Annotated in this window: 21 protein-coding genes; 14 read left to right on the forward strand and 7 right to left on the reverse strand. The window is 52.2% G+C overall.

Going from position 1 to position 23,321, the window contains the following annotated elements; all coding sequences use genetic code 11:
- Nucleotides 1-135 precede the first annotated feature (135 nt).
- Genes P1P86_05660 through P1P86_05680 form a run of 5 tightly spaced genes read left to right on the forward strand, consistent with a single transcriptional unit; the run spans nt 136 to nt 5,587 of the window.
- The gene (locus P1P86_05660; GenBank protein MDF1574660.1) at nt 136-666 is read left to right on the forward strand and encodes a nitroreductase family protein; all 531 of its coding nucleotides are present in this window, start codon (nt 136-138) and stop codon (nt 664-666) included.
- Nucleotides 663-1,964 carry a bifunctional folylpolyglutamate synthase/dihydrofolate synthase gene (locus tag P1P86_05665; protein MDF1574661.1) on the forward strand — a complete coding sequence of 434 codons (1,302 nt, stop codon included), beginning with the start codon at nt 663-665 and terminating at the stop codon, nt 1,962-1,964. Before P1P86_05660 ends, P1P86_05665 begins: the two co-directional genes overlap by 4 nt.
- A 34-nt stretch (nt 1,965-1,998) precedes the next feature.
- Nucleotides 1,999-2,796, forward strand: a complete 798-nt coding sequence (locus tag P1P86_05670; protein ID MDF1574662.1) for an inositol monophosphatase family protein — start codon at nt 1,999-2,001, stop codon at nt 2,794-2,796.
- A complete protein-coding gene (locus tag P1P86_05675) occupies nt 2,793-3,830 on the forward strand; it encodes a glycosyltransferase family 2 protein (protein ID MDF1574663.1) in 1,038 nt (345 codons plus the stop codon). Before P1P86_05670 ends, P1P86_05675 begins: the two co-directional genes overlap by 4 nt.
- A 41-nt stretch (nt 3,831-3,871) precedes the next feature.
- The gene (locus P1P86_05680; protein ID MDF1574664.1) at nt 3,872-5,587 is read left to right on the forward strand and encodes an AMP-binding protein; all 1,716 of its coding nucleotides are present in this window, start codon (nt 3,872-3,874) and stop codon (nt 5,585-5,587) included.
- A gap of 6 nt (nt 5,588-5,593) precedes the next feature.
- Here the strand turns inward: P1P86_05680 and P1P86_05685 are convergent, their stop codons facing one another.
- The 4 genes from P1P86_05685 to P1P86_05700 all read right to left on the reverse strand — a co-directional run bounded on the left by P1P86_05685 (nt 5,594) and on the right by P1P86_05700 (nt 10,220).
- Nucleotides 5,594-6,265: an inorganic pyrophosphatase gene (locus P1P86_05685; GenBank protein ID MDF1574665.1), complete on the reverse strand. Its 672-nt coding sequence runs from the start codon at nt 6,263-6,265 to the stop codon at nt 5,594-5,596.
- A gap of 37 nt (nt 6,266-6,302) precedes the next feature.
- On the reverse strand, nt 6,303-7,604 hold the full coding sequence (gene murF, locus P1P86_05690; GenBank protein MDF1574666.1) for a UDP-N-acetylmuramoyl-tripeptide--D-alanyl-D-alanine ligase: 1,302 nt from the start codon (nt 7,602-7,604) through the stop codon (nt 6,303-6,305).
- 72 nt (nt 7,605-7,676) lie between these two features.
- The gene (locus tag P1P86_05695; protein MDF1574667.1) at nt 7,677-9,161 is read right to left on the reverse strand and encodes an SUMF1/EgtB/PvdO family nonheme iron enzyme; all 1,485 of its coding nucleotides are present in this window, start codon (nt 9,159-9,161) and stop codon (nt 7,677-7,679) included.
- Between the two features lie 69 nt (nt 9,162-9,230).
- On the reverse strand, nt 9,231-10,220 hold the full coding sequence (locus tag P1P86_05700) for a PorP/SprF family type IX secretion system membrane protein (GenBank protein ID MDF1574668.1): 990 nt from the start codon (nt 10,218-10,220) through the stop codon (nt 9,231-9,233).
- Between the two features lie 408 nt (nt 10,221-10,628).
- On the opposite strand from P1P86_05700, the gene porU reads away from it, so the two are divergent.
- The 5 genes from porU to P1P86_05725 all read left to right on the forward strand — a co-directional run bounded on the left by porU (nt 10,629) and on the right by P1P86_05725 (nt 16,846).
- Entirely contained in the window at nt 10,629-14,174 is a 3,546-nt protein-coding gene (gene porU, locus P1P86_05705; GenBank protein ID MDF1574669.1) for a type IX secretion system sortase PorU, read from the forward strand.
- A gap of 124 nt (nt 14,175-14,298) precedes the next feature.
- Nucleotides 14,299-15,537, forward strand: a complete 1,239-nt coding sequence (gene porV / locus P1P86_05710) for a type IX secretion system outer membrane channel protein PorV (protein MDF1574670.1) — start codon at nt 14,299-14,301, stop codon at nt 15,535-15,537.
- 10 nt (nt 15,538-15,547) lie between these two features.
- Nucleotides 15,548-16,027: a 2-C-methyl-D-erythritol 2,4-cyclodiphosphate synthase gene (ispF, locus tag P1P86_05715; GenBank protein ID MDF1574671.1), complete on the forward strand. Its 480-nt coding sequence runs from the start codon at nt 15,548-15,550 to the stop codon at nt 16,025-16,027.
- 116 nt (nt 16,028-16,143) lie between these two features.
- Nucleotides 16,144-16,512 carry a CoA-binding protein gene (locus tag P1P86_05720; protein ID MDF1574672.1) on the forward strand — a complete coding sequence of 123 codons (369 nt, stop codon included), beginning with the start codon at nt 16,144-16,146 and terminating at the stop codon, nt 16,510-16,512.
- A complete protein-coding gene (locus P1P86_05725; GenBank protein MDF1574673.1) occupies nt 16,502-16,846 on the forward strand; it encodes a thioredoxin family protein in 345 nt (114 codons plus the stop codon). The genes P1P86_05720 and P1P86_05725 overlap by 11 nt, the downstream gene beginning before the upstream one ends.
- Here the strand turns inward: P1P86_05725 and P1P86_05730 are convergent.
- Entirely contained in the window at nt 16,825-18,852 is a 2,028-nt protein-coding gene (locus P1P86_05730) for a urocanate hydratase (GenBank protein MDF1574674.1), read from the reverse strand. The two genes, P1P86_05725 and P1P86_05730, sit on opposite strands and share 22 nt — an antisense overlap.
- Nucleotides 18,853-19,064: 212 nt before the next feature.
- Entirely contained in the window at nt 19,065-19,460 is a 396-nt protein-coding gene (locus P1P86_05735; protein MDF1574675.1) for a DCC1-like thiol-disulfide oxidoreductase family protein, read from the reverse strand.
- 135 nt (nt 19,461-19,595) lie between these two features.
- On the opposite strand from P1P86_05735, the gene P1P86_05740 reads away from it, so the two are divergent.
- Genes P1P86_05740 through P1P86_05755 form a run of 4 tightly spaced genes read left to right on the forward strand, consistent with a single transcriptional unit; the run spans nt 19,596 to nt 22,549 of the window.
- Entirely contained in the window at nt 19,596-20,186 is a 591-nt protein-coding gene (locus P1P86_05740) for a LemA family protein (protein MDF1574676.1), read from the forward strand.
- 17 nt (nt 20,187-20,203) lie between these two features.
- Nucleotides 20,204-20,650 carry a TPM domain-containing protein gene (locus P1P86_05745; protein ID MDF1574677.1) on the forward strand — a complete coding sequence of 149 codons (447 nt, stop codon included), beginning with the start codon at nt 20,204-20,206 and terminating at the stop codon, nt 20,648-20,650.
- Between the two features lie 15 nt (nt 20,651-20,665).
- Nucleotides 20,666-21,460: a TPM domain-containing protein gene (locus P1P86_05750; GenBank protein ID MDF1574678.1), complete on the forward strand. Its 795-nt coding sequence runs from the start codon at nt 20,666-20,668 to the stop codon at nt 21,458-21,460.
- 21 nt (nt 21,461-21,481) lie between these two features.
- Nucleotides 21,482-22,549, forward strand: coding sequence for a CapA family protein (locus tag P1P86_05755; GenBank protein ID MDF1574679.1), 1,068 nt, complete (start codon nt 21,482-21,484; stop codon nt 22,547-22,549).
- Between the two features lie 13 nt (nt 22,550-22,562).
- Here P1P86_05755 and P1P86_05760 read toward each other — a convergent pair whose 3' ends face one another.
- Nucleotides 22,563-23,321, reverse strand: coding sequence for a C4-type zinc ribbon domain-containing protein (locus P1P86_05760; GenBank protein MDF1574680.1), 759 nt, complete (start codon nt 23,319-23,321; stop codon nt 22,563-22,565).

Genomic DNA, 23,321 nt, shown 5'->3' on the forward strand with positions numbered 1-23,321 from the left:
AACTTTACTTCAGTTGAGATTCATCTGAAGTTATTATTGTATCTGGCTTCAAAAATAGGTTTTTTTGCCCCTGCCGGGGCATCAAATTATTCACATTGAACCAAGTTTTACACACAGTTATGAACCGCTGCTGAGATGGAAAAACTGGACTATATACTGGATAGAAGAAGCATCCGCCGCTTTACCGGCAGGAAGATTGAAAGAAGTGAGATAAAAGCCCTTCTTACTGCTGCTATGTATGCCCCTTCGGCCGTCAACAGGCAACCCTGGCATTTTGTGGTCATCGATGAGCCCCGCCTGATGGAAAAGATCATGGAGATCCACCCCCATGCCCGCATGCTGCAAAGCGCTTCCCATGCCCTGGTGGTCTGCGGCGACGAGCAGCTGCAGCACGACGACGGATACGGGGTGGTAGACTGCGGTGCAGCCACTCAAAACATCCTGCTGGCGGCCCATACACTGGGCCTGGGTGCATGCTGGGTGGGACTTCATCCCAGGGAAGAGAGAAAGCGGTCTTTCTCCAGGCTGCTGCAACTTCCCTCCCATGTCTTCCCCTTTGCCATGGTTGCCCTGGGATATCCGGAAGAACAAAAACCAAGGCCGGAACGTTTTCATGCTGAAAAAGTAAAATACAACAGCTGGGACTCAGCCTATTTCCAGGAATGACCTACCAGGAAGCCATAGAATTTCTTTTCACTTCCCTGCCCATGTATCAGCGACTGGGCAAAGCGGCCTATAAAGACAATCTGGACAACACCCATAAACTGGATCAGGCCCTGGGGCATCCTCACCTTTCCTATCCCACCATCCACGTGGCAGGAACAAATGGCAAGGGATCGGTGAGCCATATGATCGCATCGGTCCTGCAGGCTTCCGGGTTAAAAACCGGTCTCTACACTTCGCCCCACCTGCTTGATTTCAGGGAGCGGATCCGGATCAACGGCCGGTGCATTCCCGAAAATGAGGTCACCGGCTTTGTCTCGGTGAACCAGGAGACCATCCGGAAGATCGAACCCTCCTTCTTTGAGATGACCGTAGCCATGGCTTTTGACTATTTCGCCAGGGAGCAGGTGGATGTGGCAGTGATCGAGACCGGACTGGGCGGCAGGCTGGACTCCACCAATATCATTACACCCGTCCTTTCCGTGATCACCAATATCTCCATGGATCATACAGAATTCCTGGGAACTCATCCCACCTCCATCGCCAGGGAAAAAGGGGGGATCATCAAGGAAAAAGTGCCGCTGATCATTGGGCGGGCCGAGTCGCCCACAGAGGAGGTATTGCTCTCCATGGCCAGGGAACGGAAGGCGGAGGTTACCTGTGCCAACCGGATCTACGAACCGCGGTTCAGGACTCTGAATAAGGATGGCAGCATGCAGCTCCGGATCGGAAAACCCATCAATGCCAGCCTGAGAACCATTAGCTGCGATCTGACCGGCGAGTACCAGCAGGAGAATATTATCACCGCACTTACAGCCCTCGAACGGCTACAGAAGCTGGACTGGAAGATCAGCGAAGCTCATTACCGGGAAGGATTCGCCTCGGTCACAAGCTCGACAGGGATCAAAGGCAGGTGGCAAACCATAGGCTACAACCCCAGAACAATCTGCGATACAGCTCATAACGTGGACGGAATCGCAACGGTGATCCGGCAGATCAAAGAGCTCCCGTGGCTCAGGCTCCATATGGTCTGGGGCATGGTTAGCGGTAAAGATCTGGATATGATTCTCCCCCTCCTCCCCGAAGAAGCTACCTACTATTTCACTCCTTCCTCCGTGCCAAGGTCCATGGATGCCCTGGAGCTCTCCCGGCGGGCACGGGAATTTGGTCTGAAAGGAAATCACTATTCAAAGGTGACAGAGGCCTTCGGAGCCGCGAAAACAGCGGCCGGCGTCAATGATTTGATCTTCATCGGGGGAAGTACCTTCGTGGTGGCGGACCTGCTGTTAATGAAAATTTAACTTACTTTGCCTCGCAAATCAGTGGGTGAGTCCTATGCCATATAAAGAGATATGCTTCAGTGCCATGGAGGCGGTCAAAAAGGCAGCTGCCTATGTCAGGGAGCAGCACGAAAACCGGGCGGATCTGACCATTGAAGTGAAGGGAAGACAGAATTTTGTCACTGAAGTGGATAAAAAGGCCGAAGAGATCCTGGTATCGGAACTTTCGGATTTGCTGCCCGAGGCGGGATTCATCGCCGAAGAAGGGACGGCCAGCAGGCAGGGGGACAGGTACAACTGGGTGATCGACCCCGTCGATGGTACCACCAACTTTATTCATGGCGTTTTCCCTTTTGCCATAAGCTTGGGACTCACCGAGTACGGGGAAGTGGTAGCCGGGATCATTTACGAATTTGGCCTGGATGAATTCTTTTATGCCTGGAAAAACGGAGGAGCCTGGCTCAATGGATCCCCGGTCCGGGTAAGTGCGGTGGACCTGGTGGATCAGGCGCTTATAGCCACAGGTTTCCCCTATACCAATTTCAAGTACCTGGAGCAATTTATGCGGAGCATGGAGCACTTCATGAAAAACTCTCACGGGCTCCGGCGACTGGGTTCCGCGGCCACGGACATGGCCTATGTGGCCTGTGGCCGTTACGACGCTTTCTACGAGTACGGGCTCCATCCCTGGGATGTGGCCGCCGGCATCCTCCTGGTCAAAGAAGCCGGCGGGGTGGCCTCCGACTTCACGGGCCAGGGGGATCCGCTGTTCGGGGAACATCTTGTTTGCAGCAACCAAAAGATATTCAAAGAGTTCCAGTCGGTCATCCAGAAAATTATGCTGTCGCCATGAAATTAGTATCCATTGTTATCCTGAACTGGAACGGAAAAAGATACCTGGAACAGTTTTTACCGGCTCTGGTGCAGCATTCTTCTTATCCCGGGGCCGAGATCGTTGTGGCCGATAATGGTTCGGACGACGGCTCCCTCTCCTTCCTGAACAAAGAGTATCCCGCCATCCGGATCATCGAACTGGGGAAGAACTTCGGATTCAGCGGGGGATATAACCGGGCGCTGGAGCAGGTCGATGCCAGCTACGTGCTTCTGCTGAACTCCGATATTGAGGTCACCGAAGGCTGGCTGGAACCATTGCTGGAGCAGATGCAAGGGGATTCGTCCGTGGCAGCCTGTACCCCCAAGATCCTGGATTTCAAACGAAAAACCTTTTTTGAATACGCCGGCGCTGCAGGCGGGTATCTGGACAGGTACGGCTACCCCTTCTGCCGGGGACGCATCTTCGACCACCTGGAGGAGGACCGTGGCCAGTATAACCATGCCAGCGATATATTCTGGGGGTCCGGTGCCTGCCTGATGATCCGGACAAATCTGTACAGAGAATCGGGGGGACTGGATGAACAGTTTTTTGCCCATATGGAGGAGATCGATCTCTGCTGGAGGCTCCAGCGGATGGGGTACCGGATCCGTTTTGTTCCCTCCTCCCGCGTATACCACGTGGGCGGAGCCACCCTTCAGCGGGAAAATCCTTTCAAAACCTTCCTCAATTTCAGAAATAACCTGCTTCTGCTCTATAAAAACCTTCCCGCCCAGGGCCGGGGCAGAACGCTTTTTATCAGGATGGTCCTGGATGGCATTTCGGCCCTCCGCTTCCTGTTCCGGGGAGCATTCAAAGACTTCGGGGCCGTAGTTCGGGCTCATCTGGCCTTTTATGGGATGAAATCTTCCTATAAAGGGATGAAAAACAAGAACAAATACAAGGAAAATCGCGTTATTGTTAGCGGAATCTATCCGGGTAGCATCGTGCTGGACTTTTTCCTGAAAAACAAAAGAAAATTTAGTGATCTGGACCAGCAGTTCAGATCCCTTTAACCTGCAGAACTGCTTCCAGATAAAACGAATAAAATGACTTGATGGACGCTTATAAAAAATACATACCGGAAGAAGTTACCAATCTTCCCCTGATGCTGAAAAACAGTGTAAAACTCTATCCGTCCCGTCCGGCCCTGACCAGCGTGGATGGCACCTCCTATAGCTATGAGGAGCTGGACGTCGCGTCTCAGCATGTGGCCGTGATGTTGAAAAGCGCCGGTGTCAGCAATGGTGACAACGTGGCTATCCTGGCCGAGAACAATCCCCACTGGGGAATCGCCTATTTTGGCACCCTGATCTGCGGGGCAACCACCGTGCCCATCCTTCCCGATTTCCAGGCCTCCGAAGTGCGTCCCATCCTGGAGCATGCCGCGGTAAAAACAGTGTTTATTTCCGGAAAACTGATCTCCCGGCTGAACGAGGGACTGCCTCCGACCGTGGAGATGGTGATTAATACGGACGATTTTCAGCTGCTGAGTATTCAGAAAGGGGTGGTTTCAGATGCTTCAGGAAAACCGGGTAAATTAAAAAAACTGAAGGAAGAGACCAGGATTTCAGCAGGACAGAAAGGCTTTTATGAGGCTGAAGGAGAGGCGCTGGCATCCATCATCTATACTTCGGGAACTACCGGGCGCTCCAAGGGAGTGATGCTGACCCACACCAATATTCTGAGCAACGCGGTGCAATCGGGCACCGTCCACCAGGTGGTGTACGAGGATCGCTTTCTCTCCGTACTGCCGCTGGCACATACCTATGAATGTACCATTGGCATGATGGTTCCGCTGCTCAACGGAGCTTTGGTCCAATACATCGACAAGGCCCCTACCGCTGCCGTGCTGGGTCCGGTATTGAAAAAGCTGAAACCGACCACCATGCTGACGGTTCCGTTGATTATTGAAAAAATTTACCGCTCCACCATCAAACCCAAACTTACCAAGTCGGCCCCCATGCGCCTGCTTATGAAATTCGGGCCCACCCGGAAGTTGCTCTCCAGAGCGGCCGCCTCCAAGCTAATGGCTTTCTTTGGCGGAGAGCTGCGTTTCTTTGGCGTAGGGGGCGCTCCCCTGGCTCCTGACGTGGAAAAGTTCCTTCTGGAAGGTGGTTTTCCCTATGCCATCGGCTACGGACTTACCGAAACATCGCCCTTGGTGGCGGGATTTAGTCCCGCCAATGCGGTCTTCCATTCGGTCGGGAAAGCGATGGAAGGGGTGACTGTCCGGATTGAAAATCCCGATCCTGTTACCAAAGAGGGTGAAATTGTGGTACGTGGCTCCAATGTTATGAAGGGCTACTATAAGGATGAAGAGAAGACCCGCGAAGTATTCACAAAGGATGGATATTTCCGCACGGGCGATCTGGGCATCATCGATAGCAAGGGTATTATCTATATCAAGGGACGTTCCAAAAATATGATCCTGGGCCCCAATGGCGAGAATATCTATCCGGAGGAGATCGAAGCGGTACTCAACAGCAGGGAGATTGTCAGTGAATCACTGGTTATGGAATACAAAGGAAAACTGACAGCCAGGGTGCACCTGAAGATGGATGCACTTGAGGAGCAGCTTCATCACCTGAAAGAGAATGCGGGTGAATTTCAGAAGCAACTTCAGAAAAAAGTCGACGAGGTGCTGAACGAGCTGAGGAACCATGTCAACCAGCATGTAGCCCGAAACTCAAAACTGCACATGATCATACAGCAGGTGAAACCCTTCGAAAAGACTGCCACTCAAAAGATCAAAAGATTCCTTTACAAATAGAACTTTCTATACCGTTGAGAGCAGATTATCGAGGTTTTCAAAGCGGGTCTGATAATCGTCCATGGATCGCCGAATCAGATCCATGGCCTCTTCCCTCCCATAGACGTGGGTAATCTCCACGTCGGCAGGATTACCCGGCAGGTCCTTATAGGTTAGAAAATAGTGTCTGAGCCTGTTGACCACCTTTGGAGGCAGATCCGATACATCCCGGTAATCCTCGTAAAGTGCATCGTTATTCATCACGGCGATTAACTTGTCATCGGCCTGGTTATTGTCGATCATCCGGAATCCGCCTATGGGGCGGGCCCTGACCAGGATATCCCCGTGAGAGATCTGTTTTTCGGTCAGCACACAGATATCCAGGGGATCCGAATCGCCCACAATCATCTCATTCCCGGTCTTTTCCCGGCTAAGCTCTGCCACCCGCTCACCACTGAAGGTCTGTGGAATAAAGCCATAGAGGGCAGGAACAGAATTGGAGTATTTCTGGGGCCGGTCGATTTTCAGATAGCCCGAGACCTTGTCCACCTCATACTTTACCGTATCGGTGGGTACCATTTCAATAAAGCTTATCACAAGCTCGGGGGCATCCGGCCCGATCTCCACTCCGTGCCAGGGATGACTCTTGTAACGCAGTCCCATCAGCTTTCCGATGGGATCCATCAATTTGTTCGCCATAATAGTATTTGTTTGCCTGCCATGCAAGCCTCGTTCCTTATTCGGTAAGCAGTGATCTCAAAGCTTCCAGTTCCATAACCCGGCTCCCTTTTAGCAGGATATGATATCCTTCGGGTCTCTCCTGCCTGAGACTTTCCTCCAGTTCACTTCTCCTGCGAAAAACAGACAGCTTGCCGGAAGGTTCACCCGCTTCGTAAAAATTTGGTCCCACCAGCAACACCCGGTCCACCTTCAGGGTAGCAATCCACCTCAGCAAATCCTGGTGTTCGGACAGGGAGGCCTCACCCAGCTCAGCCATATCTCCCAGGATGAGCATCACCGGAGAGGTGGCAAACTCCAGCAGCCCCCCGATGGCCTCCCTCATGCTGCTGGGATTTGCATTGTAGGAATCCAGAATCACCTGGTTTCGCCCCCCTTCAAGCATCTGGGATCTTTGATTTTCAGGGATATAAGCCGAAATGGAATCTGCAATGGCAGCTCCCGGGATTCCAAAATATAAACCGGTACCTGCTGCATAAAGGATGTTCTGCAGGTTGTAAGCCCCCACCAGCCGGGTAGAGAAGGAGTAGATCTGATCCCCGATCACCAGTTCCACTTCCAGAAAGGGGTTCTGCTTCACCAGCTTCACCTCCACAGGCAACTCTCCGCCTGGAGCAATCACTCTGCGCTTCACACCCATCTCCTCCGCCCGGCGGATCAGGTCCTTGTCTCCACCATCGATAATGGCATCCCCCCCGTGTCCGGCCAGGTAGGAATAGAGCTCACTCTTGGCATCAAGAACCCCCTGCAGGGAACCAAAGCCCTCCAGATGCGCCTTGCCCACATTGGTAATCAATCCGACATCCGGAGCTGCAATCCTGGCCAGTTGTGCAATCTCTCCCGGATGATTGGCCCCCATCTCCACAATGGCCAGCTCCTCCCTGTCCAGTGTAAGCAGTGTAAGCGGCACACCGATATGATTATTCAGATTACCCCGGGTGGCTATCAGGCTATAGCCCTTCGACAGCACGGAAGCCAGGAGCTCCTTCGTTGTTGTTTTCCCGTTGCTGCCTGTAATGGCTACCAAGCGGGGTGCACGATGCTTTCGATGGTACCAGGCCAGTTTCTGAAGCTCCAGAAGAACAGATGGCACCAGCAAAACCCGGTCCGATCCTTCTAAATCATCCCGCTCCGTGACGGCCAGCCTGCACCCCTTACTCAGTGCCTCTTTCACAAAAATATTCCCGTCAAACTGCTCCCCCCGGAGTGCAAAGAAGATAGATCCTTCGGGATTCCTGCGAGTATCGGTACATATACCCGTGGATTCAAGAAACGCCTTATAAATGTTCTCTGTGGACATCTTGTTGTGATCATAAAAACGGGGGCTGCTTTTCGAAAAAACAGCCCCCGGATCTCTTTGATTCAAGTATCTTTAAAACCCTGTTGGCGTTCCCACGCGGATCATGGCGCACCGGAATCCAAGATCATCTCTGGATTCTGTTTCTACCAGGAAGCGGCGCTCGCCGGGACTCAACCAGTAGGCCCTGTCTCTCCACGATCCTCCTTTATATACCCGGGTCTGGTCGTTCAGCAAGGACATTCTCTCCGATTCCGTATTGACGTACATGCTGCTTGAACCATCGTATTCTGCCTGACTTCTCTCCCCCTGCTCAAATACCGATTCCTTGTCTCCGTCCCTGTAGTTCCGGTAATCTGATTTACGGTAGTTCATACGTCCCTGGAGGTCTGCCTCTTCAACGGGCTCCCTTTGTATATGTCCAAGACTGTCAATCATGGGAGATCCGTTGGCATCCAGAGCTAGCTGATCGAACTGATTTCCTCTGTAGGGCCTGAAATCCGAAACATCCTGGGAGGAGAGCGGACGATATACATCCTGAACCCATTCATTTACGTTCCCTGCCATACAGTAGAGCCCGTAATCATTGGGCCAGTAAGACTTCACCGGAACGGTGATAGAACCTCCGTCGTTCAGGCTTCCTGCTATACCCATCATATCTCCCTTGCCCCGAACGAAATTTGCTCGCATTTTTCCCATATCCCTGGGATTATCATTCCTCAGGTTATGTCCGTTCCATGGGTAGGTTCTGCGCTCCCAGAGCAGTTCATCCACGGTGTTCCCGACAAGTCCAAGGGCGGCATACTCCCACTCTGCCTCGGTTGGCAGCCGGTACCTGGGAAGCAGGATTCCATCTTCCATATTGATCAGCCTCGACTCCACGTTGGGATTCAGGCTGGGCTGGGGATTAATGATATTGGGAGTGTAGAGCCCATAAATATAGGCCTCCGTATTAAAGTTCCTTTCATCCTGCTGGTCGGTCGATAACTCAATATGACCCATATCCACCAGGAGCATTTCATTGACCCGGTCGGTCCTCCAGATGCAGTAATCCTGTGCCTGGAGCCAGTTAACCCCCACCACCGGATACTCATTAAATGAAGGATGGCGATAGTAGTACTCCACGTAGGGCTCATTAAAAGCCATGGGATCGCGCCATACCAGCGTATCGGGCATGGCAGCTCTTACTACCTGGGGATTATTCATCCCGAAAACACGACTTAACCAGTTAACATACTCCCTGTAATCCACATTGCGTACTTCTGTGATATCAATGTAAAAGGAACTTATAGTCACCCTGCGGGGCATATTGTTCCATTCAAACAACACATCATCCTGGGTCTTGCCCATGGTAAAAGTACCTCCTTCAATGAGGGTCAGGCCCGGGCCAGTCTCTTGTTCTGCGGCAGTTTTAACCTCGAATCCTCCGTTTTCCGGATCATTATAATCCCATCCGGTGGTTGTCGAGACATTGCCTGATGAGGTCAGATCCTTTCCTCCACATCCCCAAAGCATCAGTGCAATTAGCAATACAGGGAACAGTCTCATCATCATTTTCATGGCTTCTTGTTTTTCAATTATAACTTTACTACAAATTAACTTTCAAAAAAAAACTTCTAACAAAACTAACTAAATTTTAGGACATTTTATTGCCCTGTGTTTCGTCGATTTGTTAAGGTTTTCAAATATAACCACCATCGATAATTCATGCGCCCCAAGCGCCGGAATATGCAAATCGGGTGGTGAGAGTTTGGCATCATAACTGTACCGGATCCTGAATTGTCCGTTACCATAGCCTGCAGAGAAGATTACGGTGCCATAAGAGAACAGAAGGTCCTGCCTGAACCAGGCACCTAAAACAAGCCCCCTGTAAAGTACTTCCAATCCATAATTCAATTGTTGATAAATATCCTGTTGAATGAAAACCAGGTTGGGTGACAGCTCCAATATTTCTTTCCCCAATCGTCTTTCATATACCGGAATCAGAGCTCCGAAATGAGCCGTATATCTTCTCGACAACCTGGTGTTTGGATCCTCTGAAGGAGAGGAATAGGGCTCCAGAAGATGATGAACAGCCACGCCTCCGAAAAAACTCTTGTAAAAAGCACCAAAACCCAGGGCAAAATCCGGAAATAATTTTGAATACGGGGTAAGTATCGTGGTTCCTGCTCCGCTCAGATCCGAAGGCAGCACCAGATCTGTGGGATCCATGTTCCTCTGCCCCACCGAAGCCTGAAATCCTCCGCTAACCATCAGAGCAGAAGAGACTCGAAGGTGATAGGCATAAATGGCATCCAGCGAAAGCGTATTGAATACTCCACCTCCCTGACGGTCGTTGTTCAGATGGACTCCGACCCCGCCCTGCAGGGCTTCTATATATTTATCAAAGGATGCATGGTAGGTCACATAGGGATTGGTGGCTCCCGGCCATTGATTCCGGTATCCCAGATACACTTTTGCAGGTCCCTCTACCCCTGCCATGGCAGGATTCATATAAAGTGGATTGGCATAGAATTGCGAAAAAGCAGGATCCTGAGAATCGGCATCGGTGTAGAGCATGATCAGGATTCCTGCCATCCATATCCATAAACCTTGTTCTTCTGCAACCTTTCTCACCATTAATCTGTTATAAACTACAGGACTCAAATTTCCTTATGATCTTCCATTCTATCATGCTTTCAAAACATACATCCGGCCTGCTATCTTGTAAGGTTCATATACTATCAACGTCAGAATCACCGTTTAAATACATATTTTAGCAGCTGTTTGCACTTTTTTATGAGAAAACTCTTTTTCCTCATACTTTTTCACCCTGTAATCCTGCTCTATTCTCAGTCTGAAACTATTAATATTCAGTGGAATAGAGAGGATGCTTCCCCAAGCTTTCCCTTTGCATTATACGAGGAATGTGAGAATACGTTACCATATTTCACAAGAAAAATCAATTGGACTGCCCCGGGAATGCTTCCAAAGGTTGATATAAGGGTTGAGAAAACCACTAAAATAGAGGAAACGATCCTCGGCCAAATGGATATATCCCATCTGACCGAGCGTCCGCTGCTGGAGTATTCCCTGGTCAGGGAAGCCGGGTTTCCCCGGGTAATTATAAAGGTACTGCCATTTGTGAGGATGGCCGACGGTAGCGTGCACCGGGTCGACTCTTTTGAGATCGATCTGGAGCAGGAAGCTGCCCTGGCACCTCTGAAGAGTGCCAGGGCCGGAAGCTGGGCAGAACACTCCCTGCTGGCCTCGGGCAGGTGGTTCCGGGTTTCGGTCGGGGAAAGCGGCATTCATAAATTAAGCTATGAACAGCTCCTGGAAATAGGGCTCGACAATCCCGCCTCGGTCAGGGTATTTGGTTCTGGTGCCAGTTTGCTTCCGGAGCAGTATTCGCTGGGCTGCACAGACGACCTGGAAGCGGTTCCCCTCCATATCCACAAAGGGACGGATGGGATATTCGGACCCGGCGATCATATTCTCTTCTACGCTACAGGGCCTGTGCACTGGCAGTATGATGAAATGAGCGGCATGTACCTGCACCACCTGCACAGCTATTCCCGGAAAGGTCATTATTTCCTGACCGACAGCCAGGGAGCCTCTGCTCCTCCCGAAGATGCTGAACTGAGTACCGGCGCATCCACCCATACAGTAAGCTCCTATGATTACCGTGATTATCACGAAGAAGAGACCTATAACCTGATTCAATCGGGCAGAGAGTGGTACGGTGATGTATTCAGTGTAAACCTTTCCGGGCTTTATCCCTTTCACCTGGAAGGAAGGATGGAAGGGGAGCCGGTCCGCATCCGGACCGTTGCCGCTGCCCGGTCGGGGGTCAGCTCCACCTTTTCCATCAGCGCACACAATGAATTACTGGGAACCATTTCCGTGAGCGGTACAAACCTGAGTCATTATACTTCCACCTATGCCTATGAATCGGCCGGAACCTTCAGCTATCTGCCCGAATGGGATGAGCTGGACGTGAAAGTAAGCTACAACCGTCCCGATTCCAACTCGGAGGGCTGGCTGAACTCCATCTGCATCAATGGCCGGTCGGAGCTGTCATTCTCAGGCAGTCAGCTTGCCTTCAGAGACTCCCGGAGCGCCGGGCCCGGAAATATCAGTCAGTTCCTGCTGGACGAAGCCACAGAAGACATCCTCATCTGGGAGATCACCGATCCGCAGCACCCGAAAAACATTGGCTATGCCCTGGAGGGCTCTGTGGCCCGGTTTACCATGGAAACCAATGATCACAGAGAATTTATTGCTTTCAGGCCGGAGGGAAATTATCCGGTCCCTGACTTTACAGGTGACGGGCTGGGACTGTTGGGAAACCAGGACCTCCACGGATTGAGTCACCCGGAAATGGTCATTCTTACACCGGAGCTGTTTCTTGAAGAGGCAAACAGGCTTGCCATGTTCCGCAGGGATAACGACGGGATGGAGGTGGCGGTAGTCACACAGCAGCAGGTATTCAATGAGTTCTCATCAGGAACGCCCGATGTGACGGCCATACGTAATTTCATGAAGATGTTTTACGACCGTTCCGGAGCGACGGGCAACAGCTGCCGTTATCTCCTCCTGCTGGGCGACGGATCCTATGACAACCGTGGCAGTGATGAGAAACAGTACAACACCAACCTGATTCTCACCTACCAGTCGGAAGAGTCCCTCTCCCCCACCGGCTCTTATGTTTCCGATGATTACTTTGGACTGCTCGATACCGATGAACGGATGTATGACGGACTCCTGGACATAGGGATCGGACGTCTCCCGGCATCTGACCGGGAAGAGGCCGCCGCCCTGGTGGATAAAATCATAGCCTATGGGGATCCCGACAGGCAGGGGAGCTGGAGAAACCAGCTCTGCTTTATCGGAGACGATGAAGATTCCAACATCCATATGCGGCAGGCCGATGAGCTGGCCACCTATGTAAACGATCGATACTCCGCCTATAACATCCAGAAGATTTATCTGGATGCCTATCCCCAGGAGGAGCTCTCCACCGGTCCCAGTTATCCGGAAGTAACCCGGGCCGTGAACGACCAGGTACACCGGGGAGCGCTGATCATCAACTATACCGGGCATGGGGGAACCCAGGGGCTGGCCCATGAGAAGATCCTTACCTCCAATGACATTCGTGACTGGAAGAATAAAAAGATGCTGCCCCTGTTTATGACTGCCACCTGCGAATTCAGCAGGTATGACCAGTACAACCGGGCCGAAGATCTGGAGATCACTTCGGGAGGCGAACAAATACTCCACAACACGGAGGGCGGCGGAATCGGATTGTTTACGACCACCCGGCTGGTTTACTCCGGACCCAACCACGCGCTGAATGAACGCTTCTATGAAGTGGTGTTTGAGAAAAATGCGGACCAGCAGAACTACCGGCTGGGCGATATCATTGTTTATAGTAAGAACAACACCGGGGCGGGGATCAACAAACGTAACTTTACCCTGCTGGGAGATCCCTCCCTGCGACTCAGCTATCCCGGGAACAGGGTCTTAACCGACTCCATCAATGGCTCTCCGGTATCCATGGAGATCGACACCCTGTCCGCCCTGCAGTGGGTAAGCATTGCGGGTCACCTGGAAAGCCAGGACAGTCTCCTTTTATCCGGTTTTGAGGGCAAGATCTACCCAAGAATATTTGATAAGGAGAGAAGCATAGAGACCCTTTCCAACGACGGCGGACCGGTGTTTACCTTCAGCGCCCGGAACAATATCCTTTACAGCGGAGAAGCCACGGTGAGCCAGGGCCGTTTCAACTTCGGGTTCTACATGCCCAAGGATATCAACTATGCATACGGACCGGGGAAGATCTCCTACTACAGCACGAACCAGGAGATCGACGCCCACGGATCCTTCGAAGATTTCAGCGTGGGAGGAATCAGCAGCGGCCATGTCACGGATAGTGAGCCCCCTGTCGTCGATCTTTTTTTGAATGACTCCTTTTTTATATCCGGAGGGATCACCGACCCCGATCCGCTTCTGCTGGCTTATGTTTCAGACAGCTACGGGATCAATACCACCGGGAACGGCATCGGTCACGACCTGACAGCCACCCTGGATGATGATCGTATCTCCTCGGTTATCCTTAATGAATTTTACCAGGCAAATACCAACAGCTACAATTCAGGGATCGTCAGCTACCCCTACAGCAATCTGGAGCCTGGAAAGCATACGGTCACTTTGAAAATCTGGGACATCCATAATAACTCCACCGAAAAGAGCATCGATTTTATGGTGGTGGACTCGGAGGAGATGCTCATGGAGCAGATTTACAACTACCCCAACCCCTTTTTCGACCGTACCTGGTTCAGTATCGCCCATAACCGGCCCGACAGCCAGCTCAGGCTGGTGCTGAGCATCTACAGTCTCTCCGGGGAGATGGTCCGGCTTATCGATATGCAGGTCAACTCCCCGGGTTACCGGCTGGAACCGCTGATGTGGGATGGTACCTCCTCCGGGGGAACGGAGATGGGAGGTGGTGTTTATATCTACCGGGCGACACTGAGCACGGAAGAAGGAGAAGTAGCAAGCTCTTCCGGAAAACTGATTATTGCACGTTAAAGCCAGAAAAATAATGCCAGCAACAAATAATAAAACAAGCCGGATTACGTACTAATAAACATGGGCCCGATACCCGTGTACAACATTTATGATTATGCTATATTTGCAGACAGATACCTTAAAGATGGGATTAAAAATAAAAGCAGCGTCGATAGCGCTTGCAGGCGCTTTGTTTATACTGTTTAACACGAATATATCAGCACAGATAACCACCGGTGAACTTGGAGGGGCCGAACCCGTGCTCAATGCCATTCAGACGGCCGTACCCTTTCTGACCATTGCTCCCGACTCCCGGTCCGGAGCCATGGGAGATGTGGGAGCCGCCACCACCCCGGATGTCAATTCTCAACACTGGAACATAGGGAAATACGCCTTCGTCGACAGCAAAGGGGGCTTTGCCATCTCCTATACCCCCTGGCTGCGGAACCTGATCCCCGATATTAACCTGGCTTACCTGACCGGCTTCTTCCGGGTGGATGAACAGCAGGTGATCAGTACCTCGCTGCGCTATTTTTCCCTGGGAAATATCACCTTTACCAATATTGACGGGAGTTTCGCCGGACAGCACAATCCCAACGAATTTGCCGTGGATGCCGGGTATTCCAGGCTCTTTACCGATAACTTTTCCGGGGGGATCGCCTTTCGCTTTATCCGCTCCGATCTCACCAGCGGTCAGCAGACCTCGGACGGACAGGCCACCCGGGCAGGGATCTCCTTTGCAGCAGACCTGGGATTCTACTATCAGAACCAGGTGAATATAGGCAGCAGCGACGGGGAGTGGGCTGCGGGGATCAGCCTGACCAATATGGGAACCCCGATCTCCTACTCGGTGGATGCCGATAAAACCCCCATTCCCACTAACATGCGGATCGGCGGACGATTCAGCTACAACATTGACGAATACAATACCATCTCCTTTAACATGGACCTGAATAAGCTGCTGGTCCCCTCCCCTCCGGCATTTAACGATTCCATATACGCGGAAACCGGTGAGCTGGTGGTGGAACGGGGAAAAGAAACCCCGGGCTCCACCGTACTTGGGATGGTTCAGTCCTTTTACGACGCTCCGGGAGTACTCCGCAACAACGGCAACTACAGTACCCTGGTCGAGGAGTTGAATGAAATTTCCTACAGTGCCGGTGTGGAATACTGGTACCGGAGCCAGTTTGCCCTCCGGACAGGCTACTTTCACGAGCACTCCACCAAAGGGAACCGGAAATACTTCACTCTGGGTGTGGGCCTGCAGCTTAATGTGTTCGCCCTCGATTTTGCCTACCTGGTGCCGACCAACGGACAGAACAGTCCGCTGGCCAATACCCTCCGCTTTACGCTGAGCTTTAACTTTGCGGACCTGGACCTATAAACACAGAGTCATGAATTTCCGGGTTGGTTTCGGATATGATGTACATCGTCTGGAGAAGGGGATCCCCTTCTGGCTGGGAGGAGTTCAGATTGAACATGATAAAGGATCCGTGGGCCACTCCGATGCCGATGTTTTGCTCCATGCCATTTGTGATGCCATCCTGGGGGCAGCGGCCCTGGGGGATATAGGAACTCATTTCCCCGATACCGATCCGGCTTACAAGGGAATTGCCAGTTCCAGGCTGCTGCGTAAAACCGGAGAACTTCTGGCCTCCAGGGGATTCGCCATCGGAAATATCGACAGTACCATCTGTCTGCAGGTCCCAAAAGTAAAGCCCTATATTCCCCGAATGCAAAAGGAAATTGCGAGACAGCTCGGCCTTCAGGAGAGCCAGGTATCCGTCAAGGCCACCACCGAGGAGAAGCTGGGATTCACCGGAAGCGAAGAAGGGGTTTCGGCCTATGCGGTGGTGCTGATCCACATCCCCTGACCGGCCGGTACCAGCCTGCTTACCGCCTGTTAATAATGGTTCCAAATTATCTGTTTCCCTGTTTCCCGATTGCGCGGGATTGGCTATCTTTGTCGGATTAAAATCAACAAGTCATTTTGTCAGTATCAAAAAAAACAGTGGTTCTGGGTGCCAGTCCCAATCCGGTCAGGTTTTCACATAAGGCTGTAAAAAGCCTGTTGCGGCACGACCAGGAAGTGGTGGCCGTGGGCTTCCGGGAGGGTCTGATCGTGGATCAGGAAATCCTGGTGGGCCAGCCACCTGTTGAAGGGGTTCACACGGTATCCGTCTACATTGGCTCGTCGAGGCAGGCCGACTACTATGATTATATCATTTCCCTGAAACCCAAACGGGTGATTTTTAATCCGGGAACAGTCAATCCGGAGTTTATGGCCCGCCTGAAAAGGGAAGGGATCGAACCGGTGGCCGAGTGCATGCTGGTTTTGCTTAACGAGGATGAGTATTAATATGGAAGCCATTTACCATCTCCGGGAGCTGCAGGATAAGATTGCAGATCAGAAAGGGGTCTTGATTTATTTCTCCAGCGAGGCCTGCTCAGTTTGCAAGGTGCTCAGGCCCAAAGTGAAAGAGCTCCTGAAAAAGCACTTTCCCCGGATGACGGCCCTCTATGTGGATATCGAAAAGAGCCCGGTAATCTCCGGTCAGTTCAGGGTTTTTACCATTCCCACCATCCTGATATATTTTGACGGGAAAGAGCAGGTCCGCTACAGCAGGAACATCAGCATGCAACAGCTGGAACAATCTCTTTCCAGGCCCTATCAACTGGTTTTTGAAGATTGATCAGTCTCTTCCAGCAGCTTCTCGTCCACCAGGTTTGGCAGAGTAACCTGTAACAGCGGAGTGCGTTCCATCTCCCTTTTGATAGCCCGGATCGCTCCTTCATTTCTGGCCCAGCTTCTTCTGGCAATACCGTTGTTCACATCCCAGTGAAGCATGCCATCCAGCCTGCGGTCCGCCTCGGGTGTCCCATCCAGTAAGATCCCAAATCCACCGTTGATAACCTCCCCCCAGCCTACTCCGCCTCCATTGTGCAGGGAAACCCAGGTAGCTCCCCGGAAGGCATCCCCGATCACATTCTGAACAGCCATATCGGCGGTAAAAGCCGAACCGTCGTAAATGTTGGAAGTCTCCCGGTAAGGAGAATCCGTGCCTGAAACATCGTGATGATCTCGTCCCAGGACTACCGGTCCCGAGATCTCCCCCTCCCGGATGGCGCGGTTGAATGCTTTTGCGATGGCAATTCGTCCCTGACTGTCGGCATAAAGGATCCGGGCCTGGGAGCCCACCACCAGGCGATGACCCTCGGCCTCCCTGATCCAGTGCAGATTGTCCTCCATCTGAGTGCGGATCTCATCGGGAGCCTCCACTGCCAGCTGCTCCAGCACCCCGGCCGCAATACGGTCGCTAAGCGCCAGATCCCGGGGGTCCGACGAGGTGCAGACCCACCTGAAAGGGCCAAATCCATAGTCAAAGAAAAGCGGTCCCATGATGGCCTGTACATAGGACTGGTAGCGGTAGCTTCCATCCTCCCTGAATACATCGGCCCCGGCCCTCCCCGACTCCAGCAAAAAGGCATTTCCGTAGTCCCAGAAGTACATGCCCTTTTTCACCAAGCCGTTAACCGCCCTGACATGCCTCCGAAGCGACTTATATACCTCCTCTTTAAAGCGTCCTGGTTCCCCGGCCATCATCCGGTTTGCCTCATCAAAATCCATTCCAGCCGGATAGTATCCACCGGCAAAGGGATTGTGCAGGGAGGTCTGGTCGGATCCCAGTTCCACCGGAATATTTTCTTCCAGAAAATACTCCAGCAGGTCCACCACATTCCCCTGATAGGCCAGGGAAACTGCCTCCTTCTTTTGCCGTGCCTTCTTCACTCTTTTTGCCAGAAGATCCAGATCCGTAAAAACCTCATCCACCCAGCCCTGGGAAAAACGCATGGCTGTAGCCCTGGGGTTCACTTCTGCCACCACACATATCCCCCCCGCAATCACGGTGGCTTTAGGCTGTGCACCCGACATCCCGCCCAGTCCTGAGCTCACAAAAACCTTTCCCCTCAGACTTCCATCTCCCCCTTTTAACATAAGCCTGGCCGCATTCATGACTGTAATGGTCGTTCCATGAACGATGCCCTGGGGCCCGATATACATAAAAGAGCCGGCGGTCATCTGGCCATACTGGGATACCCCCAGAGCATTCATCCGCTCGTACTCATCCTGTCCCGAATAATTGGGGATTACCATCCCGTTGGTCACCACCACCCTGGGGGCTTCCCGGTGCGAAGGGAAGAGCCCCATGGGATGTCCGGAATAAAGCACCAGGGTCTGTTCGTCGCTCATTTCCGCCAGGTACTTCATGACAAGACGGTACTGGGCCCAGTTCTGAAAGACCGCTCCGTTGCCTCCGTAAGTGATCAGCTCGTCGGGATGTTGAGCCACCCTGGGATCCAGGTTGTTATTCAGCATCATCATAATGGCTCCTGCCTGCCTGGATCTCCAGGGATAAGCTTCCAGGTTCCGGGCCGAAATAGCATAGGCAGGTTTGTAACGGTACATGTAAATCCTTCCATAGCGCTCCAGTTCCTCTGAAAACTCCCTGACCAGGAGAGCATGCTGCTGCCCGGGAATATACCGGAGGGCGTTGCGCAATGCCAGCTTCTTCTCCCCGGCTGTTAGAATATTTTTTCTTTTGGGGGCATGATTCAGACCGGGACCGGGCCCTTGCTCCGGCGGCAGCTGTGCGGGGATCCCTTCCAGAACTGCAGCCTTGAATTCATCACTGTTCATCTCCTTTAGTTTCATGGTAGAATTGATTCTCCTCGCAGCAAGCTGCGAGGAATCATCGATTAATTGTTTATTTTAAATGTGCTCGCTTACCCCGCAGCAGAGCTACGGGGAATGCGCTCGCGCAATTCAAAAGTACAAAATTCGAAATCCTGTCCGGCCGGTAAAACGGGGTTTTACAACAGGTGTTTCAGGCATAGCCTGGCAGGAAGTCTTCAGGACCGGGGGATATAACAGCTGGCTTCCTCCCCGAACCAGGCTTTTCTGTTCCTGGCAAGCAGCCTGTAAACCGCATCTCTGATCAAAGGGGGGACCAGAAAGAAAATTCCCAGCATGGGCCAGGGAAAACGCAGATAAAGCGCGATCCTCAGAATGGCCCCCGAGCGTTCGTACTTTTTCCCGTTCATGATCAGAAGAAGCGTATCACTCCGATGGCCGCTCCCCCGGGGCTTATCGGGATCTCCCTCCGGGTTCCCCACCGGCGGAACAGGCAGCAGCTGCAAGGGAACAAAAGAGAAACGTTTCCGTGGATCATTCCGGATGATCCATCGGACCGACCTGCTGCAGAGCCTGCAATAGCCATCATAATATACCGTCCGGCCCTCCTTCATAAACAAATAACAAGTGTGCCGGTCAAAGGTTGTTTTAATCGATTTTTCACCGATATTTTACCTTTCCCGGAAGCTATCGCGGGACATTGTATATATTTACTCTTTCTAAACTGCAAACGATAAATACAGATTCATATGAAAAAGAAGAACAGAACCTGGCTTATTATTGGCATTGTTGTTGTAATTGCCATTCTCTGGGGAGTACAGAAATACAACGGATTCGTGGTCCTGGAAGAGGGTGTAACCGGTCAGTGGGCCAACGTGGAGAATGTCTACCAGCGCCGGGGCGACCTGATCCCTAACCTGGTCAATACCGTCAGGGGCTATGCCGATTTTGAACAGGAGACCCTTACGCAGGTTATTGAGGCACGTGCCAAAGCCACCAGTGTGACTATCGATCCGGGCAACCTGAGCCCGGAATCACTGGCTTCCTTTCAGCAGGCCCAGGATGGATTGAGTTCTGCCCTGTCCAGGCTGCTGGTTACCATTGAACGCTATCCCGATCTGAAGGCCAATCAGAATTTCATGGATCTTCAGAAACAGCTTGAAGGTACCGAGAACCGGATTGCCGTAGAGCGGAGAAAATTTAATGAGATCACCCGGGGCTTCAACACCGCTGTCCGGAGATTTCCCGCCAGTGTGGTCGCCGGGATCACCGGTTTTGATCAAAAAGGATATTTTGAAGCTGTGGAAGGCAGCGAAACTGCTCCGGTGGTGGAGTTTTAGCGATCATGCAGGGAACTATGAATGCGGTAAATTTTTTTTCCAAAGAGGAGAAAGAGCTGATCAAATCGGCTGTGAAAAAGGCCGAGCAAAACACTTCCGGGGAGATCCGGGTTCATCTGGACACGCGCTGCAGGGAGGATGTGATGGACCGGGCAGCCTGGTGGTTTAAAAAACTGTCCATGCACCTGACAGAGCAGCGCAACGGAGTGCTTTTCTACCTGGCTGTAAAAGACCGGAAATTTGCCATCCTGGGCGATGCCGGGATCAATGCGGTCACACCCGGCCACTTCTGGGACAAGATCAAGGAGAAGATGGCGGAACATTTTTCCGAAGGGGATTTTTCGGGAGGACTCCAGGAAGGCATCCTGATGGCCGGGCAAGCCCTGAAAGAGAAGTTCCCATACCAGGACGGGGATGTGAATGAGTTGACGGACGAAATATCTTTTGGAGGAGATGATAAATAAATTAAAAAATTACTTGTGAAAAAGACTCTGATTATTACCCTCTCTCTCCTTTTTGTCCTGCCCCTGTGGAGCAGTGCACAGGAAGAGCTTCCGGTACCGCCGGCTCCCCAGTCGTGGGTAAACGACTTTGCCGGAGTATTTAACAGCACCGAGGCTGCTTCCCTGGAGCGAAAACTGGGTGAATTTGAATTCCGCTCCTCCACACAGATATTCATCGTCACCCTGGACGACAACGGGGGCTATTCCGCCTCCGATCTGGCCCCGAGGATCGGGGAGCAGTGGGGCATCGGCCAGCAGGGCCGTGATAACGGCCTGCTGGTATTGATGGATATGCAGAAAAATGATGTTTTTATCTCCACCGGCTATGGCCTGGAAGAGTATATCCCCGATATCACTGCCTCGCGGATCGTCCAGAATGAAATGATTCCCAATTTTAAAAACGGGGACTTCTATGTGGGTATCGATGCAGCTACCGATGTCATGATCTCCCTGCTGGATGGTAAATTCACTGCCGATCAGTACAGGAAACAGAGCTCATCGGGCGGCTCCACCATCGGTGGAATCATCTTTATGATCATCCTCTTTTCCATCATATTCGGAGGCAGGAGAAGAAGTGCGGGCATGGGGCGCAGCAACCTGCCCTTGTGGCTGGCCCTTGGAATGCTGTCAGGCGGCCGGCACTCAGGCAGCTTTGGAAACTTTTCGTCCGGCGGGGGCGGATTTGGAGGCGGAGGCGAAGGCGGATTTGGAGGCTTCTCCGGGGGCGGCGGCGGCTCCTTTGGTGGAGGGGGTGCCGGCGGAAGCTGGTAAGTTTTTGCTATATTAATCCCCGTGAAAAGAAGCTTCCTTATGCTGGCCGGGCTAATTCTCTGCCTGGCTGCCCTGGCACAACAAGAGCAGCTGAAGCTGGTCTTTACTGGCGATATCATGGGTCATGACAGCCAGATAGCCTCCGCCCTGGCCACCGGTGAACCTGCTTATGATTATAAGCCCTGTTTTCAATATCTCAGGTCCTACCTGCAGGAGGCCGACCTGGTGATCGGGAACCTGGAGGTCACTTTTGCCGGAGAGCCTTTTACCGGCTATCCGGCCTTTTCCAGTCCGGATGAACTGGCTGAGGCCCTGAAATGGGCGGGTTTTGATATCCTGGTAAATGCCAACAACCATGCCCTGGACAGGGGAAGAAAGGGACTGGTAAGGACCCTGGAGGTGCTCGACAGGCAGGAGATCATCCAGACCGGCACCTTTCCCGATACCGCTTCCCGTTCCTCCTTCTATCCCCTGATCGTCGAGAAGAAAGGGATCCGGATCGCTTTGCTCAACTACACTTACGGGACCAACGGGATCAGGGACCAGCCCCCCGCCGTGGTGAACCGCATCGACAAAGTCCAGATCAGGAAAGATCTTCAGAAAGCCCGGAGTGCTCAACCCGATTTTATTCTGGCGATCATGCACTGGGGCCAGGAGTACCAGCTTACCCAGAACAGGGAGCAGGAGGAGCTGGCTGCCTTCCTCTTTCAACACGGGGCCCATGCGGCTATCGGTTCACACCCCCATGTGGTCCAGCCCATCCGGGGTGAAGGAGCCGGGAACCTGGTGGTCTATTCCCTGGGGAACCTGATATCCAACCAGCGCAGCAGGTACCGCGATGGAGGCATCATCTTCGAGATGGTGATATCAAAAGAACCACAGGAAGTCAGCAGCTTTGCCTACCTTCCCGTATGGGTCTGGAAACCGCAAACAAAAAAAGGCACCGGCTTTACGCTGGTGCCTGCTAATCTTGATCCTGCTTCCCCGGACCTTCCCGATATGCCTGCGAAAGACCGGGCTGACATGGAGCTGTTTCTGGAAGATACCCGTTCCCGCCTCTCAGGCTGCAGGGAGGTAATCACTCCATAGAGGACTGCCGAAGCTAGCCGGTATCCCCGGAGTCTACCAGAATTCGCCCGCAGTATTCACAAACAATAATCTTTTTCTTGGAAGCGATATCCAGTTGACGCTGCGGAGGTATCTTATTAAAACAACCGCCACAGGCATCCCTTTCAACCGGCACAACAGCCAGACCATTCCGGGCATTCCCCCTGATCTTCTTGTAGGCCGTTAGCAAACGCTCCTCGATAATACTCTCCAGTTCGGCGGATTTTTTCTCCATCACACTCTCCTCCTTCTGGGTCTCATCGATGATATCATCCAGTTCTTTCTTCTTATTCTCCAGATCCAGTTTGCGTCCTTCCAGCACCTCGGTCGACTCGGCGATGATTCCCTTTTTTTCATCAATCTGGACGGTAAACTCCCGAATACGCTTTTCTGCCAGTTCAATTTCAAGAGTCTGGAATTCAATCTCTTTGGACAGGGAGTCGTATTCCCGGTTGTTCCTTACATTGTTCTGCTGCTCCTGGTATTTCTTAATAAGCTCCTGGGACTTGGCAATCTCCTGCTTCTTCCCGCTGATGGATCTCTGCAGTCCATCAATATCATCCTCATATTTGGAAACCCTGGTTTGCAGTCCCTCAATTTCATCCTCCAGATCCTGTACCTCCAGGGGCAACTCACCGCGCAGGATTCTGATTCTGTCTATGGCAGTATCGACCAGCTGCAGGTCATATAAGGCTTTTAATTTCTCTGCAACTGTCATCTCAACGACCTCTGCATCTTTTTTTGCTTTCGCCAT

It is taken from the genome of Bacteroidales bacterium, assembly GCA_029210725.1.
In the GTDB taxonomy this organism is placed as follows: Bacteria; Bacteroidota; Bacteroidia; order Bacteroidales.